The sequence below is a fragment of the Nocardia sp. NPDC003693 genome (assembly GCF_053981095.1).
Genome location: NZ_JBSFNO010000005.1, coordinates 144,477 through 163,952, shown reverse-complemented (window position 1 = coordinate 163,952; position 19,476 = coordinate 144,477). Strand labels below are relative to the sequence as shown.

The window sequence follows — 19,476 nt, the reverse complement described above, 5'->3', positions numbered from 1 at the left end:
CGCAGAATTCTTTTGCGATGTTTGGTAAGCACTTTTCCAGCGATTGGGCGCTGCTTTTACCCGGCTTGGCCGGACCCCGCGAACCCCACCCACCGGCCGACCCCCGACGAGTGCGATGGCAGAGTTCGATGCCATGCCGACGAATCAGACGACCACCTCGTCCCCGCTCGCCGACCTGGCCCCGGACCTGCGCACGGCTTTCGTCCGCGTCGGCTACGACGCCGTGACGCTCCTCGAGGCGCTCGGCCCGGCCACCCACGCCGCCCTGAGCCGCCAGGAACCGGTGCCGGTGCGGCGGGCCGCCCGCGCGCTGGGCGAACTCGGCACCCTCATCCGCCTGCTGCTGCTCGGCGACCCCATGCCCGAGCGCGAGGTCGCGGCCGCGCTGGCCCCGGCCGATATCGCGCACGCGGTCGCGGCCGGACTGCTCGAACGCGACGGCTCGCAGGTGCGCGCGGCCCTGGATCTGCGCCCGATGGATCTGGGCGCCGGCACCCAGTGGATGTTCTCGGACCTGGACGACTCGATGCGCCGGCGCACCCTGGACACCGATCACGTCCTGGGCGTCGGGCAGGCCTCGCTGTCGCTGCTGCAGGCCACCCCGACCCGCCCGGTCGGCAGCGTGCTGGACCTGGGCACCGGCTGCGGCGTGCAGGCCATGCACGCCACGACCTACGCGGGCACCGTCACCGGCACCGATGTGAACCGGCGGGCGCTGTGGCTGGCCGAGGCCACCGCGCGGCTCAACGACGTGGACGTCGAACTGCTGGAGGGCTCCTGGTTCGAGCCGGTGGCCGGTCGCCGTTTCGACCAGGTGGTGGCCAATCCCCCGTTCGTGGTCGGCCCGGCCCGCGTCGAGCACACCTACCGCGATTCCGGCCTGGCACTGGACGGTGCGAGCGAGCTGGTGATCTCCACGGCGCCCGACCTGCTCGCGCCCGGCGGCACCGCGGCGATGCTGTCCGCGTGGGTGCATGTGACGGGCCAGGATTGGCGCACCCGGGTGTCGAGCTGGCTGCCCGATCACGGCGTCGAGGCGTGGGTGGTGCAGCGCGACATCGCCGATCCGGCCCTCTATGTGGGCACCTGGCTGCGCGACGCCGGCCTCGATCCGCGCGACCCGCGGGCGCAGGAGCGCGCCGAGACCTGGCTCGAGGCCCTCGCCGCCAATGACGTGGACGGCATCGGATTCGGATTCGTCTATCTCCGCGCGATCGACGGGCCCACCGAACTGCTGGCCGAGGACCTCACCCATCTGTTCGACGACCCGCTCGGTCCCGAGGCGTTGCGCTACTTCGAGCGCTCGGCCTGGCTGCGCGCGGTGGACAACGACCCCGAGCGGATCCTGGCCTCCCGATTCGAGGTCGATCCGGCGACCGCCCTGGAACGGGTGTACCTGCCCGGCACCGAGGGCTGGGAGCAGCAGGTCGCGCGCCTGCATCGCGGTGACGGGCCGCGCTGGCAGCACGAGGCCGACGACGCGACGGCCGCGCTGCTGGCCGGTATGCGCCCGGACGGGCTGCCGCTGAGCGATCTCATCGATCTGCTCGCGTTCGGCGAGACCGGGACGACGGCGACGCCGGACTTCGTCGCCGCGGCGCTGGGCATCGTGGTGAGTCTGGTCCGGCACGGGCTCGTGCATCCGCGCTGACCCTTCCGGCGTGTCCGCTCCGCTTGTACTCCCATCCCGTCTCGGCCGCCGGCGCCCGCGCCCGGTGGCCGAGTCGTTTCCGTCCCGTGACCAGGCGTTTATCGTCGATCGGTGAGACGTATCACAATTTGGGGTTCAAGTCCGGGAACCTCGGGAATGCCTGTCTCGACCACTCCGTTGCACCAACTCCCCCGTACGACGGCGGTAGGGCAGTGCCCGTGATCACGTATTCGATTGTCGCGCTCCATAGTTCGGCATCGACGGCGGCAACCGCACGGACACCGGCCGGGACCGCCGGAGCGCCCATGTTCCCCGCAGTGCGCGCTTCTCAGGAACTTCTCAGCCGTGCGCCGTGAAAACCGCAGCTCAGATGCGGTTTATGAACGGCCCGGCGGGGAACTTTCTGGGTGTCGGGCCCGTTGAACGGAGCGAGACACCACCGACAGGAGGCAAGTCATGACAAGCCCCGCCACTACCTATGTGCGCCCCAGCGAACAGGACCTCGACGCCCAGAGCCCCGCTGCCGACCTGGTACGCGTGTACCTGAACGGAATCGGCAAGACGGCGCTGCTCACGGCCGCCGACGAGGTCGAGCTGGCCAAGCGCATCGAGGCGGGCCTCTACGCTCAGCACCTGCTGGAGACGAGCAAGCGGCTGTCCGCGGTCAAGAAGAAGGACCTCGCGATTCTCGTACGTGAGGGCCGCGCGGCCCGTCAGCATCTGCTCGAAGCCAACTTGCGCCTCGTGGTCTCTCTGGCCAAGCGGTACACCGGTCGCGGCATGCCGCTGCTGGACCTCATTCAAGAGGGCAATCTGGGTCTGATCAGGGCCATGGAGAAGTTCGACTACACCAAGGGCTTCAAGTTCTCGACGTACGCCACCTGGTGGATTCGTCAGGCGATCACCCGCGGTATGGCCGATCAGAGCCGCACCATCCGGCTCCCCGTCCACCTCGTGGAACAGGTCAACAAGCTGGCGCGCATCAAGCGCGAGCTGCATCAGCAGCTCGGGCGTGAGGCCACCGACGCGGAACTGGCCAACGAGTCCGGCATTCCGGTCGAGAAGATCGCCGACCTGCTGGATCACAGCCGCGATCCGGTGAGCCTGGACATGCCGGTCGGCAACGACGAAGAGGCCCCGCTCGGTGATTTCATCGAGGATTCCGAGGCCACCTCGGCCGAGAGCGCCGTCATTGCCGGCCTGCTGCACCGCGACGTGCGCGTGGTGCTGGCCACCCTCGACGAGCGCGAACAGCAGGTCATCCGCCTGCGCTACGGCCTGGACGACGGCCAGCCGCGCACCCTCGATCAGATCGGCAAGCTCTTCGGGCTCTCCCGCGAGCGTGTCCGCCAGATCGAGCGCGAGGTCATGACCAAGCTCCGCAAGGGCGAGCGCGCCGATCGCCTGCGCGCCTACGCGAGCTGACGCAGCGACGGGCTCGGCCGGACACCGCGGCCGGGCCCGCGACGCACTTCGGACCGTCTACGAGGCGCCGGTCCGATACACGCCGGGCGGTTCCCGCTATCCGTACGTCCCCCTCCGGATAGCGCCGAGCCGTCCGGCGTTCGCCATGTCCGGGCGGGTTCTGATCCGCCGTGCCCGGTGTGCCGTGCCGCGGAAGCCCTGGATCTGGACGGAGTTTCGCGCGTTCGACCGAGGCCGCTGGCGAATTCGACGGTCCGGCCGATCCGGCGGCGGGTCTGGGACACGTCCGGTACGGGCCGGAGGCCATTGTGCGCCAAGGTTGTTCATCGCGGGTGCGGCGACGAGGTGCGGGCCGGTACGGTCGGACGCAGGGCCGGCCGTGCGACCGGGCGGGGACGGTGGCGCACGCGACGGCGACGGACGACGCGGGGAGGGCGGCCGATGGCCGGGAACAGGCGGGAACCACCGGAATTGCTCGGCGGCGAGCAGTGGGTCGACGGTGTGCGATGTTCGGTGTTCGACAGCGGGCCGCGGGATCGCGCGGAGGCCGTGGTGTTCGTGCACGGCAATCCGGGGCCGATGGCGGACTGGAGCGAGATCGTCCCGGAGATAACCGGTTTCGCGCGGGTGATCGCGATGGACATGCCGGGATTCGGGCGGGCGCAGCGGCCGAAGTCGTTCGATCACAGCGTGATCGGGCACGCGCGGTTCCTGGGCAGGCTGCTCGATCAGCTCGGGGTCGAGCGGGTTCACCTGGTGCTGCACGATTTCGGCGGGGCGTGGGGTCTGCGCTGGGCGCTGGATCACCGGGCGCGGCTGCGCAGTCTGACGCTGATCGATTGCGGTGTGCTGGAGGGATATCGGTGGCACCGGTACGCGCGGATCTGGCAGGTGCCCGGGCTGGGTGAACTCTTCCAGCTGCTGAGTTCGCCGCGTCTGATGCACATGGCGCTGAATCGGGACAATCCCCGGCCACTGCCGCGCAGCTACATCGAGCGGGTCGGCAGGCACGCCGATTGGGGGCACAAGCGCGCGGTGCTGCGGTTGTATCGCTCGTCCCGGGACCCGGCCGGGGCGTTTCCGGAGCGCAATCTCGGCATCGAGGTGAACGGGCTGCCGACCTGTGTGCTCTGGGGGTCCGAGGATCCCTACATTCCGGTGCAATTCGCCGAGCAGCAGCGGCGGTATTTCCCCGAGGCGCAGGTGCACGTGCTGGACGGGCTGGGGCATTGGCCGTTCATCGACGACGCGGAGGCGGTGGCGACTCCACTGACCGCGTTCCTGCGCGCACACGCGGGATCGTGAAGTGCCTCGAATCTCGTTCAGCGCGTGGCGGATCCGAGGGCTCGGCAGCCCGTCGAGCCCGGTAGCTCTCCCCGGAGGAACCGGCCGGGGGTGACGCCCATGAGCGTGCGGAACTCCGCGGTCATGTGGGACTGGTCGTAGAAGCCCGCCGCCGCGGCCCGTTCCGACCAGGTGGTCTCCCCCGTCTCCGCGAGTAGCCGGCGCAGTCGGGTGATGCGCGCGAAATGCTTGGGCGAGAGGCCGATTCCAGCGGTGAAGAGGGTGCGGAGCTGGCGTTCGCTGACCGCGAGGCGCGCGGCGAGAGCCGGGACCGATTCGGTCCCGGCGGCCATGGCGTCCAGCGCGCCGGCGAGCAGGCGGCGATGGTGGCGTTGCGTCCGATTCTCGGTGAGTCGTTGCGGCAGTTGTGTTTCCAGCAGGGTGAGGGCTTCGTCGGCGTCGAGATCGGTGAGCCGGTCCGCGAATTCGGCCGCAACGCCGGGTACCGCGCCCAGGGGATACATCCGGTCGGTGAGGTCGGTGGCGGACAGGCCGAGCAGGGGCCGGGCCGCGCCCGGGGTCAGGCGCAGGCGCGTACAGCCCGCCGGGCGCTCCGGGGCGGTGTATGCGGCGCGGGTCTGCGGGCCGACGACGAAAGCGTCACGGCGGCCGGAGGGTTCGGTGCGCAGCACGATGGTGGTGGCGGTGTCCGGCACCCGGGTGAAGGCCGGTGGCAGGTCGTAGAGGGTGGGAATGTGCCCGATGCCGGTGATCCAGGGGCGCAGGGCGTCCGGCGGCGCGAGGGGTCGCTCGTAGCGTTCGTCGGTGATGAACGCTGCCGGGGCCTCGAGGGTGGTCACCCCGCCACTGTAGGACCTTCGTGGCGCGGTTGTTCGTGCCGGTTTTTCCTATAGCCGGGCCCGGGTGCGGCGGCATCGTGGTCCCCATGATCGTGATTACCGGTGCCACGGGCACCATCGGCGGCGAAATAGTCCGGCAGCTGGCGGCGCGGGGTGAACGGGTGCGGGCCGTGACCCGGGATCCGGAACGGGCCGCGCTGCCCGCGGGCGTGGAGGTGGTGCGCGGCGACTACACCGATTCCGCGTCCATGGCAGCGGCTTTCGCGGGCGCGGAGGCGGCGTTCCTGGTGGGTGTGCTCGGGCCCGAGTTCGTGGAGCTCGATCGGGCGCTGGCCGCGGCGGCGGTGGCGGCGGGGGTGCGGCGGTTGGTGAAACTCTCGGCCATCGGGACCGGCGACACGGAGTTGGGCCGGGTCGGCACGTGGCACCTGCCAGGTGAGAGCGCGGTGCGCGAGAGCGGGGTGGCGTGGACGGTCCTGCGGCCCAGCTCTTTCGCCACCAATTCCTACAGCTGGGCGGACCCGATTCGCGCCGGGCAGCCGGTCCCGAATCTGACGGGCACGGGCGCGCAGGGTGTGGTCGATCCGCGCGATGTCGCGGCGGTGGCCGTGGCGGCGCTGCTGTCGGACAAGCATTCGGGGCGCGTCTACACCCTCACCGGGCCCGAGGCGCTGACCGCGCACGATCAGGCGGCGGCGCTGTCCGCCGTGCTGAGCACGCCGATCGAGGTGGTGGACGTGCCGCACGAGATCGCCCGCGAGCACATGCTCGCCGCGGGGATGTCGGCCGAGTTCGCGGCGGGCGCGCTGGCCGGACAGGAGTACGTGCGCGCGGGCCGCAACGCCGTGGTCACCGCGGATGTGGAGCAGGTCCTGGGCCGCCCACCCCGCTCGTACGCGGAGTGGGCGCGAGATCATGCCCCGGGTTTCGCCGCGCCCGCTCCGGTGAACTGACGCGGCCGGCGGCTAGGACGAGCCCGCGCTCCCGGTGTCTACGCTGCCCTCACCGGCCGCGCACCCGGGGGTGGCGGGCTGCGGGACGGGCTTGCTCCCGGCGGGTGCGTCGACCACGGTGATGGTGACCCAGTCCTTGTCCACGCCCTGCTTGGCGAAGATGGAGGCCCGCCCGGCCTTGGTCGGCACCCACGCCAGCCGCGCCTGCTGATCCGGCGACGAGAGCGTCACGGTGCCCAGGCACTTGGACCCGTTCAGGAACGTGACCTCCGGCTTGTTCCCCAGCCCGTCCTCGGCGTCGATGGTCGCGGTGAGGTAGTACAGCTGCCCGACGACGGCGTCCCCGTCCCCGAGCCCCTCCACGTCGACCGAGGTGATGTCGGCCGACGCGTTCGGCGCCATCACGAAGCTGACGGCCGCGACCGCCGCCGCCACCTGGACACCCCAGCCGATCCCGCGGCCGAGCCTGGCACTGGTGTTCATCGCACACTCCTGTTCATCTCCCCCCAGACTCGAGGGGTCGATGAACGCTAGCGTTTCACAAACTATGAAACATAGTGCTTTCACCAAATCCGCACCCCCGAATTCCCGGGGCCACGGCGTTAGCCGGAATTGCGCAGGGCGGTGGCCAGGCCGTTCATGGTCAGTAGGATCCCGCGTTCCACCAACTCGGAGGTGTCGCCGGCGCGGCGGCGGCGTAGGAGATCTATCTGGAGCTGGTTGAGGGGTTCGAGGTAGGGGAAGCGGTTGTGGATCGACTCGGCCAGGGCGGGGTTGTCGGTCAGTAGGTCGTCGGCGCCGGTGATCGTGGCGTGCATCGCGGTCGTGCGGGCGAACTCGTCGCGGATCATGCCGAACACCGTCGCGCGCAGGGTCTCGTCGGGGACCAGGTCGGCGTACGCGGCGGCGATGTCCATATCGGCCTTGGCCATGACCTGGGCCAGGTTCGACATCACGGTCCGGAAGAAGGGCCAGCGGCGGTGCAGGTCGGTCAGGGTCGCCAGGCGGGCCGGGTCGTCACCGATCCACTGCTCCAGGGCCGTGCCGGTGCCGTACCAGCCGGGCAGCATGACCCGCGACTGGCTCCAGGCCATCACCCACGGGATGGCGCGCAGGTCCGAGACCGAGTTGGTGGGCTTGCGCGAGGCCGGGCGACTGCCGAGGTTGAGGTCGGCGACCTCGGCGATCGGGGTCGAGGCCCGGAAGTACTCGACGAAACCGGGGGTGTCGTGGACCAGGCCGGCGTAGGCCCGGCGCGCCAGTTCGGCCAGCTCGTCCAGGACTTCGTAGGCGGGTTCGGCATCCTCGCCGAGCCCTTCCACATCGAGCAGCGTGGATTCGAGGGTGCCCGCGACCAGGGCCTCCAGATTGCGGTACGCCGCACCGGAATCGGCGTACTTGGTGGAGATGACCTCACCCTGCTCGGTGAGCCGCAGCGAACCGCGCACGGCGCCGGCGGGCTGGGCGAGGATGGCGTCGTAGCTGCGACCGCCGCCGCGGCCCACGGTGCCGCCGCGACCGTGGAACAGCCGCAACCGGATTCCGGTCTTGCGCGCGGCCTCGACGAGATCGAGTTCGGCACGGTAGAGCGCCCAGTTGGCGGCCAGGTAGCCGCCGTCCTTGTTCGAGTCGGAGTAGCCGAGCATGACCTCCTGCTGGCGGCCGCGCGCCGCCACCAGTCGCTGATACGCGGGCACTTCCATTGCGGCGGACAGGATTTCCGCGCCGTGGCGCAGATCGTCGATGGTCTCGAACAGCGGCACCACCCCGACCGGGCTGGACGGCGGGGTCTGCGCGTCGCCCGGATCGAGAATGCCGGCTTCCTTGAGCAGCAGCGCCGCCTCGAGCATGTCGCTGACCGAGGTGCACATGCTGATGATGTAGTTGGGCACCGTATCCGGGCCCAGATCCGCGATGGCGGAGCGGGCCGCGCGCACCACGGCGAGTTCCTTGGCGGCGAGCTCGCTGAGTTCGGCGGTGGGGCCGATGAGCGGGCGGCGCGTGGTCAACTCCGCCGCCAGCAGCTCCACCCGCTGCGCCTCGTCCAGACTCGCGTAGTCGGAATGCACTCCGGCCCAGGCGAAGAGCTCGGCCACCACCTGCTCGTGCATTTCCGAGTTCTGCCGCAGATCCAGCCCCTGCAGATGGAATCCGAAGGTCTCCACCGCACCGCGCAGGGCCGCGAGCTGATCATCGGCGAGCAGGCCGTCTCCCGAGGCCCGCATGGACGCGTCGACGACGTTCAGCTCGGCGAGCAACTCCTCCGGCCCGCCGTAGGGTTCGGCGCCGACATCGATTCCCTCCGTGGGAATCTCGTCCAGCGCGGCGCGCGCGGTGGCGGTGAGCCGTGCCCGGATCCCACGAATGGCGCGCCGGTAGGGCTCATCGGCCCGCTGCGGCGAATCGTCGAATCCGGCGTCGGCGAGCGCCGCCAGCTCCGGCGTCACCGGCACCAGCCGCGCCGACTGCGAGAGCGTCTTCTCCAGCTCCACCAGCGACGTCGAGTACCGCTCGAAGGCGACCGAGCCGGCCCGGTGGGTGGCCCGGTGCACCACCTCGGCGGTGACGAACGGGTTGCCGTCGCGGTCACCGCCGATCCAGGAGCCGGGTCGCAGGATCGGGCGCGCGAGCAGCTCGTGCTCGGGCCAGCGGGCGCGCAGGGCCGCGCGCACCTGATCGTTGATCCGCGGGATCACGTCGAAGAGCGTGAGGTCGTAGTACCGCAGACCCACCTCGATCTCGTCCTGAATCCGCAAGCGCGCCAGCCGAATCAACGCCGCGCGCCACAGCTGCAGCACCTGCCGGCGCAGATCGATCTCGACCTCGGCGAATTCCGGCTCGTGCTCGTCGTAGCGCTGGCGCCGCCGCATCAGCTCGGTGATCTTCGACTGCACGTCGAAGATGGTGCGGCGCCGGGTCTCGGTGGGATGGGCGGTGATGACCGGCGAGACCAGGGCGTCGGTGAGCAGCTCCGCCACCAGATCACCGTCGGGCCCGGCGGCGTCGAGTTTGCGGTAGGTCGCGGCCAGGCTGGAATCCTGCGGGGCCTCCCCCGCCGCCACGTGCACCGCCCGGCGCCGATCGCGCTGCAGATCCTCGGCCAGGTTCGCCAGCAGCAGGAAGTGGCTGAAGGCGCGGATCACCGGAATGGCCGTCCCGATGTCGGCGTCGCGCAGCATGTCCGCGACCGCGCTGCGATCGACCTCCGAACGCCGCACCTTGAACGCCTCGACGCGCACCCGTTCGATGAGATCGAACACCTCCGCGCCCTCGTGGTCGCGAATGGTGTCCCCGAGTATGCCGCCCAGGTACCGAATGTCGTCGCGCAGTGGCGCGGTGGCTGTGGCTGTCTCGATCTGGTTGTCTCGCACTACTGATCACCTCTCCGAGCCGACGATTATTCGAATATGGCCGTTCGCGCCCTCCGGCGGTGTTCTTCGTGACTCAGCCCATACGCCGCGGGCCGATATCGAACCGATTGGGTTCGGGCCCGATCCGCACCCGCGCGTAGAGCACGGCCGCACCGTCGGGCGAGGCCATGATGGGTTCGCACTGCAGCTCGCGCACCTCGGGCAGATCGTCGCAGAGCGCCGAAATGCGCTGTGCCAGTTCGGCGAGCGCCGCCTTGTCTACGGGTTTGCCGATATCGCGCCCGCGCACGGTGCCCGACAGCAGCGGGGCGGCGCGGGGCGCGTCGATGAGTTCGGCCGATTCGGCCTCGGTCAGCGGCAGCGCCCGGTACACCCGGTCCCCGAGCAGGTCGATGATCGTGCCCGAGAGCCCGAAGCTGATGACCGAGCCGAAGGACGGATCGTCCTGCACCCGGAATCCGCAACCCAGGCCCTTGATGGCCATGCGCTGGATGTGCACGGGATTGCCGGAGATCTCGGCCAGTTCGGTGTGCGCGCGCCGCACCTCGTCGGGCCGCCACAGATCCAGTCGCACCCCGGTCAGATCGGGCCGGTTGCGCCAGATCTCCCCGGTCGCCTTGGCGGCCACCGGGAATCCGAGTTCCTCGGCGGCGGCCACGGCGTCGTCGGCGTCGCGCGCCTCCCGGAACTCGACGACCCGAATGCCGTAGCAGCCCAGCAGTTCCGCGGCCTCCAGATCCGAAAGCCAGTGCGCGTCATCGGCGTGCCAGCGGGTGACGAGGTCGCGGGCCCGCGCGGTGTCGGCGCCGCCGGGCCGGGCGATGGGCGAGACCGGGCGCGTGCGCCAGTCGGCGTAGCGCCGCACCCGCGCCAGCGCGCGGGCCGCGCGTTCGGGATCGCCGTAGGAGGGAATGGATCCGCGTTCGAGCATGCCGCCCTCGCCGCGGGTGGCCAGCAGGTTCGGCATCCCCTGATCGGCGACGAAGGTGGTCAGCACCGGGGTGTCCGGTCCGGTGAGCGCGCCCGCGCGGATGGCCTCGGCGAAGGCCGCGACCGCGGTCGGCACCGGCGGGGAGTAGATGACGATGACCGCGTCGACCGCGCTGTCGGTGACCGCCGCGGCCACGGCGGTCAGATAGTCGCCCGGCCCGGCCTGCGGGCCCAGGTGCGTGGGTTCGCCCACCGCGAGGCCCTCGTTGCGCCCGGCGTCGACCGCCAGCCAGTTCAGCGCGGCACTGTTGCCGATCACCGCGAGCCGCGGTCCGGCCGGCAGCGGCTGGTAGGCCAGCAGCATGGCGCAGTCGAAGAGCTCGGTGATGGAATCGACCTGGATGATGCCCGCCTGCGCGAACAGATTGCGCACCAGCGACCGATCCAGATCGTGCTCGGCGTCCACGCGCACGACGTTGCGGCCGCTGTTCACCGCCACGATGGGTTTGGTGCGCGCCACCCGCCGCGCGATGCGGGAGAACTTGCGCGGATTGCCGAAGGTCTCCAGGTATAGCAGCACCACGTCGGTGCCGGGATCGCTGTCCCAGTACTGCAGCAGGTCGTTGCCCGAGACGTCGGCGCGATTGCCCGCCGAGACGAAGGTGGACAGGCCCAGCTGCCTGGCCGCGGCCTCGCCGAGGATGGCCGCGCCCAAAGGGCCGGACTGACAGAAGAATCCGATGCGTCCGCGCCCGGGCAGGACCGGCGCGAGGGTGGCGTTGAGCGCGACCTCGGGATCGGTGTTGGCGATGCCGAGCGCGCTCGGCCCGACCACGCGCATGCCGTGCGCGCGCACCGCTTCGACCAGTTCGCGTTCGGCCGCGTGACCGTGCGGGCCGGTTTCGGAGAATCCGGCGGTCAGCACCACCAGGCCCTTGACGCCCTTGGCCATGCAATCGTCGAGCACCGAACCGATTTCGGCGGCGGGTACCGCGATGACCGCCAGGTCGACCTCGTCCGGGACATCGCGCACCGTCGCGTAGGCGCGCACGCCGCGCACCGCCTGCCGGGTGCGGCTCACCGGGAAGATCGGGCCCTGGTACGCCCCGGAGAGCAGGTTGGCCAGCACCGCGCCGCCCACCCGCGAGGTCGAGGGCGTAGCGCCGATGACCGCGACCGACTTGGGGGCGAGCAGGTTTCCGACGCTGCGCGCCTCCGAGGCCCGCTCGCGCGAATCCCGCACCGACTGCAGCGCTTCGGAGGGATCGATGGCGAATTCCAGGTGCAGCACCGACCCGTCGCGGCTGCGCTCGACCTGATATCCGGCATCGCGGAACACCTGCACCATGGCGTTGTTCTCGGCCAGCACCTCGGCGACGAAGGATTCGATGTCGTGCTCTGCCGCCGCGCCGGCGAGATGCTCGAGCAGGATCGAACCCAGTCCGCGGCCCTGGTGTTCGTCGGCGACCACGAACGCCACCTCGGCGGCGCGCGGGCCCGTCCGCTCGGCGAGATACTCGTAGCGGCCGACCGCGATGATGTCCTCGCCGAGCTCGATGACCAGGCCGACGCGATCGTGGTAATCGACGTGGGTGGTGCGCCACAGGTCTTTCGGCGTCATGCGCGGGTAGGGGCCGAAGTAGCGCAGATAGCGTGTGCGATCGGACAGCCGGGCGTGGAAGCGCTCGAGCGCCGGGGCGTCCTCGGGGGTGATGGGCCCGAGCCGTACCACTCCGCCGTCGGAGGCCAGGACATCGGCGAACCAGTGCTGCGGGGGCGGCGGCGGATTCACCGGTGTCCCCGGCGAATCCGGCACCGGCGGCGGTGCGGACGCGGGGCCGTCCGGTAGTGCGGGATCGGCGGGGTCAGTCACGGGGATCCTCCGGATCCAGGCCGAGGAGACCGAAAGTCGCTCGGCGAGTGGCCAATACGGATACGTCGAGGGCGCGGCGGGCCCGGTCGGCGCGTTCGTCGCCGGTTTCCCGGCCGCCGCCGGGGCCCTCCCAGCGTTCGAAATCGGTGTCGGCGCCGTCGCCCATGGACTCGGGTGCGGCGATCGTGGGTGCATAGGCCCCTACCAATTCCCGCCATTGCTCGGGGATAGCGGTGCCGGGGTCGATCGTGCGATCCAGCGCGGTGGCGAGCAGGTGCGTCCAGGCGCGCGGGACCACCCGGATCAAGCCGTATCCGCCGCCGCCGACCGCGAGCCAGCGGCCCTCGGCGTAGCGGTCGGCCAGCTCGCGCATGGCGATGAACGCCGCACGCTGCCCGTCCACGCTCAATTCCAGATCCGCGAGCGGGTCCTCCCGGTGGGTGTCGACGCCGCACTGACTGATGACGATCTGCGGCCGGAACGCGGCCAGCGCGCCCGGCGCGACGGCGTGGAACCCGCGCAGCCACAGCTGATCCCGGGTGCCGGGCATGATGGGCAGATTGATCGCGGTGCCCTCGGCCTTGCCCGCGCCGGTCTCCTCCGGCCAGCCGGTGTTGGGCCAGAGCGTGGCGGGATGCTGATGGATGGACAGCGTCAGCACGCGCGGATCGCCGTAGAACATCCGCTGCACGCCGTCCCCGTGGTGCACGTCGACGTCGAGGTAGGCGATGCGGTCGAAGCCGTTGTCCAGCAGCCACGAAATCGCCACCGCCACATCGTTGTACACGCAGAACCCGGCCGCGGCGTCCGGCATGGCGTGGTGCATGCCGCCGCCGATGCTCACCGCGCGTTTCGTGCGCCCGGCGGCGATCTCCTGCGCGGCGGCCAGGGTGCCGCCGACGATCACCGAGGCCGCCTCGTGCATGCGCGGGAACACCGGGTTGTCGGCCGAGCCCAGGCCGAACGGCGGCGCGGCGGGCGCCGGACCGGGCGGTTGCCGCGCGTGTTTGACCGCTTCCACGTAGTCGTGGGTGTGCACCCGCAGCAGTTCGGTGTCCCCGACGGCCGCGGGGTTCAACGTCTCCACCCCGTCGAGCAGTCCGAGATTCTCCGCCAGCGCCATCGTGAACCGCAGCCGGACCGGTCGCATCGGATGCTCGGGCGTCCAGGTGTAATCGAGGAACCGATCCGTCCAGACAACGGTTCCGTCTCCACGCGCGCGGCCAGGCATACCTGCCACGCTAGTGCGTCGGAGGGATTCGTAGGCTGTGGGACACCGCTGCTCGGGCAAAGCGACCCTCATACCGGAGCCGCGCGGCTGTGACGCGGGAAACCCGTAGGGAACACGCAGGCCTTCCTCGATGTTCTCCCGGCATTCGCGAAATAAGCTGGCGCCCGGTTGAGCCGCCGTGCATGGGTAGAATTCGTGCCGACGAAGGGGTTAACAGGTGAAGGATCTGGTCGACACCACGGAGATGTACCTCCGTACCATCTACGACCTCGAGGAGGAGGGCGTCACGCCCTTGCGCGCGCGCATCGCCGAGCGCCTCGAGCAGAGCGGTCCCACGGTGAGCCAGACGGTAGCGCGCATGGAGCGTGACGGTCTGCTGACCGTCGCCGGTGATCGTCATCTCGAGTTGACCGACAAGGGCCGGGCCATGGCAGTGTCCGTCATGCGCAAGCACCGCCTCGCGGAGCGCCTGCTCGTCGACATCATCGGCCTGGACTGGGAGAACGTGCACGCCGAGGCGTGCCGCTGGGAACATGTCATGAGCGACGAGGTCGAGCGCCGCCTGATCGAGGTGCTCAACCACCCCACCACCTCGCCGTACGGCAACCCGATCCCGGGGCTGGACGAGCTGGGTGTGGCGCCGGCCTCGGATACGCCCGAGAAGCTGGTCCGGCTCTCGGACCTGCCGACCGGTCAGACGGCCGCGGTGGTGGTTCGCCGTCTGTCGGAGCACATTCAGACCGACCCCGAGATCATCGGCCAGCTGCGTGAGGCCGGTGTGGTGCCGGACGCGCGCGTGACCGTGGAGACAAAGCCGGGTTCGGTGGTCATCCTGGTGCCCGGGCACGACGGGTACGAACTGTCCGAAGAGATGGCGCACGCCGTCCAGGTGAAGTTGGTCTGACCCGTGAAACTGCTGGTTACCGGAGGCGCGGGCTACGTCGGTGGCGTATGCGCGCAGGTTCTGCTCGAAGACGGTCACGAGGTCGTGGTCGTCGATGATCTTTCGACCGGCAATGCCGACGGCGTTCCCGACGGGGCCAAGTTCGTCGAGGGCGATATCGCCACCGCCGGCGTGGAGCTGATCGGGTCCGAATCCTTCGACGGCGTGCTGCATTTCGCGGCGCAGTCGCTGGTGGGCGAGTCCGTGGTGCAGCCTGAGAAGTACTGGCACGGAAACGTGGTCAAGACCCTCGCACTGCTCGAGGCCATGCGGGCCGCGGGGACGCCGCGACTGGTGTTCTCGTCCACGGCGGCGGTCTACGGCGAGCCCGACCAGGTGCCGATCGTCGAGGAGGCGCCCAAGGCGCCGACCAATCCGTATGGGGCCTCGAAGCTTTCGATCGACTACGCGATCACCTCGTACGCGGCCGCGCACGGTCTGGCCGCGACCAGCCTGCGGTATTTCAACGTGGCCGGCGCCTACGCCGGGCTCGGCGAGAACCGTTCGGTGGAAACCCATCTCATCCCCCTGGTGTTGCAGACGGCGCTGGGCCATCGGGCATCGATCTCGGTGTTCGGTGACGACTATCCGACCGGTGACGGCACCGCGGTGCGCGATTACATCCACATTCGCGATCTCGCGCAGGCGCATCTGCTGGCGCTGGCGCAGTCGCAGCCGGGCAAGCACCGCATCTTCAATCTGGGCAGCGGTACCGGTTTCTCGGTGCGCGAGGTCATTTCGGCGTGCGAGCGGGTCACGGGGCTGCCGATCTCGGCGGTCGACGCGCCGCGGCGGGCAGGCGATCCGGCGGTGCTCATCGCGTCGAGCGAGAAGGCGGTCGCCGAACTCGGCTGGCGGCCCGAGCACACCGATCTGGACGAGATCGTCTCCGACGCGTGGGATTTCCTGCGCGGTCTGGGCGACCGGGCGCACAGCGCCCGCTGAGGCCCACGGGCCGTCACGGCTGCTCCGCATCCAGGGCGATGCCGAGATCCGCGGCGGCCTCCCGGCCGGCGGCGGCCAGTTTGTTCAGCCGGTGCGGGTGCATGCCGGTCTGCAGGCCGATGTCCAGGAGCGCGGCCAGGCGGTGGCCGGGGTCCACGGCCAGGGCGGTGTCGAACGCGACCCCGGCGAGCGGGCCGTCGCCGCGCACGTAGGCGGCGTAGCCCAGCAGCATGGCCGCCTCGGCCCGGTCCGGGTCCGGGAGCGTGCGGGTCAGGCGCAGCCACAGTGCTTCGGCGGCGTCGGCGTGCCTGCCGGGGATGAGCCCGAACAGGATGTCGCGCACCGCGGTCACCCGCAGGGCGACGGCCAGTTCGGCGAGTGCGCCGTCGTCGGGTGGGGCGCCGGCCTCTATGTTCTCCAGCTGTCGCAGGATCTTCCGGAGTTCGTCGCGGGTGTGGGAGTCCGGCTCGCACCGGCGCACCGCGGCCGCGAGGCGCTGCGCGGCGGCCGCCGCGGCGGCGGGGAGCCGCTCGCGCACCCGGGCCCGCGCGACCCGGTCCACCGCGACCGATTCGCTCAGTTCGGCGCGTGACGCGCGCAAAGGCCGCCCGTGCAGCACGTGCCGCAGCGTGACCAGCGAAGTCGCCGGGTCGGGTTGCCTGCCCCGCCGCACCGGCCCGCACACGCTCCACCACGGCAGCCGCGCGCCGATGGCGTTGACGGCCCAGGCACCCGCGAGCGGCAGCGCCCCCGCGTCGAGCCGATGCTCGAGCGCGCCCGCGAGATCACGATGCCGCCGGTGCCGGTCCCCCGGCGGTGTGGCCCGGTCGTCGACGATGAGCGCCAGCACCGCACTCGCGCTGTCGCGCAAGCAGATTCCCGCCACCCGCTCGACAATCTCCCCGGTCTCCGAACGCCCCGGTTCGTCCAGGTCGATCCGCGCCACCACGTCGACCGTGGCCGTTCCCGGCTGCTCCGCCGTGGCCCGCAACACCGCGACCACGAGCGACCGCTCCGGCATGAACCCCAGGATCGCCGGCACCGCCGCGATGAAGTCTCCCGGGTCCCGCAGATGCGGCTCCGCCCCGAGCGAGACCGCCCCCACGCTGACCGCGTCGATGGCAGCCGTCTCTCCGGCCCCCTCGCCCGAGATCCCGCTCGCCACCCGATCCATGTCAGCGGGTCTGTCACCCGCTCCCGGCGGCTCGATACCGCCGGTCCGACCGGCGGATCCGGTGGATTCACCTTCGGGGAGGTCGGACCGCTCACCGCCTCGGTTGTCGGCGTCGTCACGGGCCCCGGTTCCCCCGGCCTCTCCCCCGCATCCCGCGAGATCTCGTGCCGGGTGGTCTGCGCCGTCGCTCTCCTCCGCGTCCTCGCCACCCGCGCCGGCACCGGCCCATCGCGCGAGTTCGCGCGGCGAGCGGCCAACCCACGCGGCGACATCATTTCCACCAAGGCCCTGTATCCCGGGCCTTGGGCAGGACCCCGCCGGGTGATCGAGACAACTGCCGGCACAGTCCGATTCGTCACCGGGCCCAACGGCGGTCGGCGCTACCTCTGATTGCACGGTCCTACCCACACGGTCGTCCATGTCCCGCGAATCGGAGCGCACAGGCGGAACAGCCGCCGGCCCGGGGCAGCCGATATCTGCGAGTGCACCGTTCGATCGGCCGGCGATGCCTGCCGGGTCCGCGCCGGAGACCCGAATGCCGCCGGACACTTCGCCGAGCACCGGATCCGAGTGGATGGCGGACAGCGCCGGGGTGTGCGGCGGCAGCGGAGGTTCGGGCGCGCGCCCGGCGGACAGGTTCGACGAGCCGAGGGCTGCCACCGACGGAGGTGGGCCGAGGCGGGTGGTCGCGGGACGGGGCGGGGTGGGTTCGGTGGGCGTTGTCATGGCATCGAGGGTGCGCGGGTGGGTTGTCGGGCCTTCTACGGCGACCTGGGGTTTTTCAGGGGCTGTGGAGAGTTGTGGCGGGTGTGGGGTACTCGGCGTGGGACAAGATCGAGGTCTTCGGACCTGTCGGTGGGCGCTGTTACCGTGCGCGGGCTCGTGGGGATTCCGGGCTCGCCGACAAGGACTCCAGACTGCCCGGGACCGGGGTCAGCGGCTGTCAGCGGGGCCGACCACGGCCGCGGCACGCCAGCCATAACCGCCTCGGCGTCGGCTATCCGCAGCACCGCCTTCGGATTCACGAAGCTCACCGCCTCGATCCGGCTCAGCCCCGCCGCGAGGGAACGCTCGATCAACTCGATCTTGCGCTGCGTCGGGTTCGGTCGTGAGGCGGGCACGAGGTCTGCTCGCGGCCGGCCCTGCGACGGAGCAGGTATGGCGCGTCGACGACCCGTCTACCGGCACCTCGCCGGGCTGGATTCAGCCAGAAAAGAGCCCCTTCATTAATGCTTCATAGGCATTACTATGCAACGTTTTTCGAGCCGTTCCGGATGGAACCGGTTGTGCGCGGCGGTTTTCCCAGAACAACGACCGGCTACCGCCGAGCGTGCCGATCCCGGTGCGGCGCACCGGAATCGGCGTACGGGCCTACGCGCCGGCGGGCGCCGCGGAACGATCTCGGGCGAGGATCTCCAGGTAGTGGGGGTTGGTCATGATCCCGAGGACGTTGCCGAACGGATCCACCACCGCGGCGGTCACGAAGCCGGTGCCCGCGCCGCGTTCGGTGATCGGGTCGTACTCGGTCGCGCCCAGCGCCAGGAGGCGGTCGAAGGCGGCGTGGACGTCGTCCACGTGCCAGTTCAGGATCTGGCCGCCGGGGCGATCGGGGCGGGCCGGGGCGTACCGGCCGTCGATGATGCCGAGTTCGGCCTGGTAGTCGCCGATGCGGAACTCGTAGTAACCGCCGGGCACGGCGAAGTACGGCGCCACGCCGAGCAGCTCGGTGTACCAGTCCTTCGCGGCCTCGAGGTCGTCGGCGTAGTAGTTCACGGTGGCCATTCCACGCAGCATGTCCGTACTCCTTCACAGGTTTTCATTGGTGATGAATCCAGCATCGGCCCCAAAGTGCTCACCGAATGAGCACTTTCTCGGGCAATATGAAATTCATGCGAGCGGACCGTTTGGTGGCCACCCTGTTGTTCATGCAGACCCGCGGCCGGGTGACCGCCGCCGAGGTCGCCGCCGAACTCGAGGTGTCGGTGGCGACCGCGCGCCGCGACCTGGAGGCACTGTCCACCGCGGGCATCCCGGTCTATCCGCAGCCGGGACGCGGCGGCGGCTGGGCCCTGGTCGGCGGGGCGCGCACCGATCTGAGCGGTCTCACCGCGACCGAGGCGCAGTCCCTGTTCCTGCTGCTCGGCCCGATGACCACCGCCACCCCGGCGAGCAAGACCGCCCTGCGCAAACTGCTGCGCGCCCTGCCGCAGACCTTCCGCACCGAGGCCGAGGCCGCGGCGAGCGCGGTGATCGTCGACGCGGCGGGCTGGGGCGAACTCGACGACCGGACCCCGCCGGAGGTCGAGCTCCTGCAGGAGGCGGTGGTGCGCCGCCGCCGGGCCGAGTTCACCTACCCGCGCGCGGGCGCCACGACCGAACGCACCGTCGATCCGTGGGGCCTGGTCGACAAGGACGGCATCTGGTACCTGATCGCCGGCACCGAACGCGGGCAGCGCACCTTCCGCGTCGACCGCATGGCCCGGGTCCGGATCACCGCCGAAAAGTCGGACCGCCCGGCCGAATTCGACCTCTCCGCGGCCTGGTCGGAGGTGGTCGAGCAAATGGAAAGCAATCGTTCCACATTAGCCGCGACCGTACTCGTGCCCGCGCGACTGCTGCCGGTCCTGCAGGACCGGCAGGGTAGGCACTGCGTCGTCGAAGGCCCGGTCCCCGACGGCCGGATCCGGGTGCGAATCTCGGCCCCGACAGCCCTGATGATCGCCCAGCAACTGGCGGGCTGGGGCGCCACCCTGGAGGTGCTCGAACCCGAGTCCGTACGCGCTGAGCTGGGACGATTGGGCGCCGAACTGGTCGCCGCGTACATCGATCGTTGACC

At 70.6% G+C, this 19,476-nt stretch carries 14 protein-coding genes; 7 read left to right on the top strand and 7 right to left on the bottom strand.

What is annotated here, in order from left to right:
• The first annotated feature begins 133 nt into the window (after window positions 1-133).
• From ACWDOP_RS08865 to ACWDOP_RS08855, 3 genes are all read left to right on the top strand, one after another.
• Window positions 134-1,651 carry a DUF7782 domain-containing protein gene (locus tag ACWDOP_RS08865; protein WP_456344683.1) on the top strand — a complete coding sequence of 506 codons (1,518 nt, stop codon included), beginning with the start codon at window positions 134-136 and terminating at the stop codon, window positions 1,649-1,651.
• A 456-nt stretch (window positions 1,652-2,107) separates the two neighbouring features.
• On the top strand, window positions 2,108-3,076 hold the full coding sequence (locus tag ACWDOP_RS08860; RefSeq protein WP_354987040.1) for a sigma-70 family RNA polymerase sigma factor: 969 nt from the start codon (window positions 2,108-2,110) through the stop codon (window positions 3,074-3,076).
• Window positions 3,077-3,517: 441 nt separating this feature from the next.
• The gene (locus ACWDOP_RS08855) at window positions 3,518-4,381 is read left to right on the top strand and encodes an alpha/beta fold hydrolase (RefSeq protein ID WP_456344599.1); all 864 of its coding nucleotides are present in this window, start codon (window positions 3,518-3,520) and stop codon (window positions 4,379-4,381) included.
• Between the two features lie 17 nt (window positions 4,382-4,398).
• Here ACWDOP_RS08855 and ACWDOP_RS08850 read toward each other — a convergent pair whose 3' ends face one another.
• Entirely contained in the window at window positions 4,399-5,220 is an 822-nt protein-coding gene (locus ACWDOP_RS08850) for a helix-turn-helix domain-containing protein (RefSeq protein WP_456344598.1), read from the bottom strand.
• Between the two features lie 86 nt (window positions 5,221-5,306).
• Between ACWDOP_RS08850 and ACWDOP_RS08845 the strand changes: the two genes are divergently transcribed.
• Window positions 5,307-6,173 carry an NAD(P)H-binding protein gene (locus ACWDOP_RS08845; protein WP_456344597.1) on the top strand — a complete coding sequence of 289 codons (867 nt, stop codon included), beginning with the start codon at window positions 5,307-5,309 and terminating at the stop codon, window positions 6,171-6,173.
• A gap of 12 nt (window positions 6,174-6,185) precedes the next feature.
• Here ACWDOP_RS08845 and ACWDOP_RS08840 read toward each other — a convergent pair whose 3' ends face one another.
• The 4 genes from ACWDOP_RS08840 to ACWDOP_RS08825 form a co-directional block, all read right to left on the bottom strand.
• On the bottom strand, window positions 6,186-6,656 hold the full coding sequence (locus tag ACWDOP_RS08840; protein WP_454201892.1) for a hypothetical protein: 471 nt from the start codon (window positions 6,654-6,656) through the stop codon (window positions 6,186-6,188).
• A gap of 119 nt (window positions 6,657-6,775) precedes the next feature.
• On the bottom strand, window positions 6,776-9,544 hold the full coding sequence (gene ppc / locus ACWDOP_RS08835) for a phosphoenolpyruvate carboxylase (RefSeq protein ID WP_456344596.1): 2,769 nt from the start codon (window positions 9,542-9,544) through the stop codon (window positions 6,776-6,778).
• Window positions 9,545-9,617: 73 nt separating this feature from the next.
• On the bottom strand, window positions 9,618-12,347 hold the full coding sequence (locus ACWDOP_RS08830) for a bifunctional acetate--CoA ligase family protein/GNAT family N-acetyltransferase (RefSeq protein WP_456344595.1): 2,730 nt from the start codon (window positions 12,345-12,347) through the stop codon (window positions 9,618-9,620).
• The gene (locus tag ACWDOP_RS08825; RefSeq protein ID WP_456344594.1) at window positions 12,340-13,578 is read right to left on the bottom strand and encodes an acetoin utilization protein AcuC; all 1,239 of its coding nucleotides are present in this window, start codon (window positions 13,576-13,578) and stop codon (window positions 12,340-12,342) included. The genes ACWDOP_RS08830 and ACWDOP_RS08825 overlap by 8 nt, the downstream gene beginning before the upstream one ends.
• 217 nt (window positions 13,579-13,795) lie before the next feature.
• Between ACWDOP_RS08825 and ACWDOP_RS08820 the strand changes: the two genes are divergently transcribed.
• Together ACWDOP_RS08820 and galE are read left to right on the top strand one after the other, a co-directional pair.
• A complete protein-coding gene (locus tag ACWDOP_RS08820) occupies window positions 13,796-14,482 on the top strand; it encodes an iron dependent repressor, metal binding and dimerization domain protein (RefSeq protein WP_454201888.1) in 687 nt (228 codons plus the stop codon).
• Window positions 14,483-14,485: 3 nt separating this feature from the next.
• Window positions 14,486-15,466 carry a UDP-glucose 4-epimerase GalE gene (galE, locus tag ACWDOP_RS08815; protein WP_456344593.1) on the top strand — a complete coding sequence of 327 codons (981 nt, stop codon included), beginning with the start codon at window positions 14,486-14,488 and terminating at the stop codon, window positions 15,464-15,466.
• 13 nt (window positions 15,467-15,479) lie between these two features.
• Here galE and ACWDOP_RS08810 read toward each other — a convergent pair whose 3' ends face one another.
• Both ACWDOP_RS08810 and ACWDOP_RS08805 read right to left on the bottom strand, forming a co-directional pair.
• On the bottom strand, window positions 15,480-16,640 hold the full coding sequence (locus ACWDOP_RS08810) for a DUF4192 domain-containing protein (RefSeq protein WP_456344592.1): 1,161 nt from the start codon (window positions 16,638-16,640) through the stop codon (window positions 15,480-15,482).
• A 1,371-nt stretch (window positions 16,641-18,011) separates the two neighbouring features.
• Complete coding sequence (locus tag ACWDOP_RS08805) at window positions 18,012-18,434, bottom strand: VOC family protein (protein WP_454201885.1); 423 nt, start codon at window positions 18,432-18,434, stop codon at window positions 18,012-18,014.
• 95 nt (window positions 18,435-18,529) lie between these two features.
• On the opposite strand from ACWDOP_RS08805, the gene ACWDOP_RS08800 reads away from it, so the two are divergent.
• The gene (locus ACWDOP_RS08800; RefSeq protein ID WP_456344682.1) at window positions 18,530-19,474 is read left to right on the top strand and encodes a helix-turn-helix transcriptional regulator; all 945 of its coding nucleotides are present in this window, start codon (window positions 18,530-18,532) and stop codon (window positions 19,472-19,474) included.
• The last annotated feature ends 2 nt before the right edge of the window (window positions 19,475-19,476 follow it).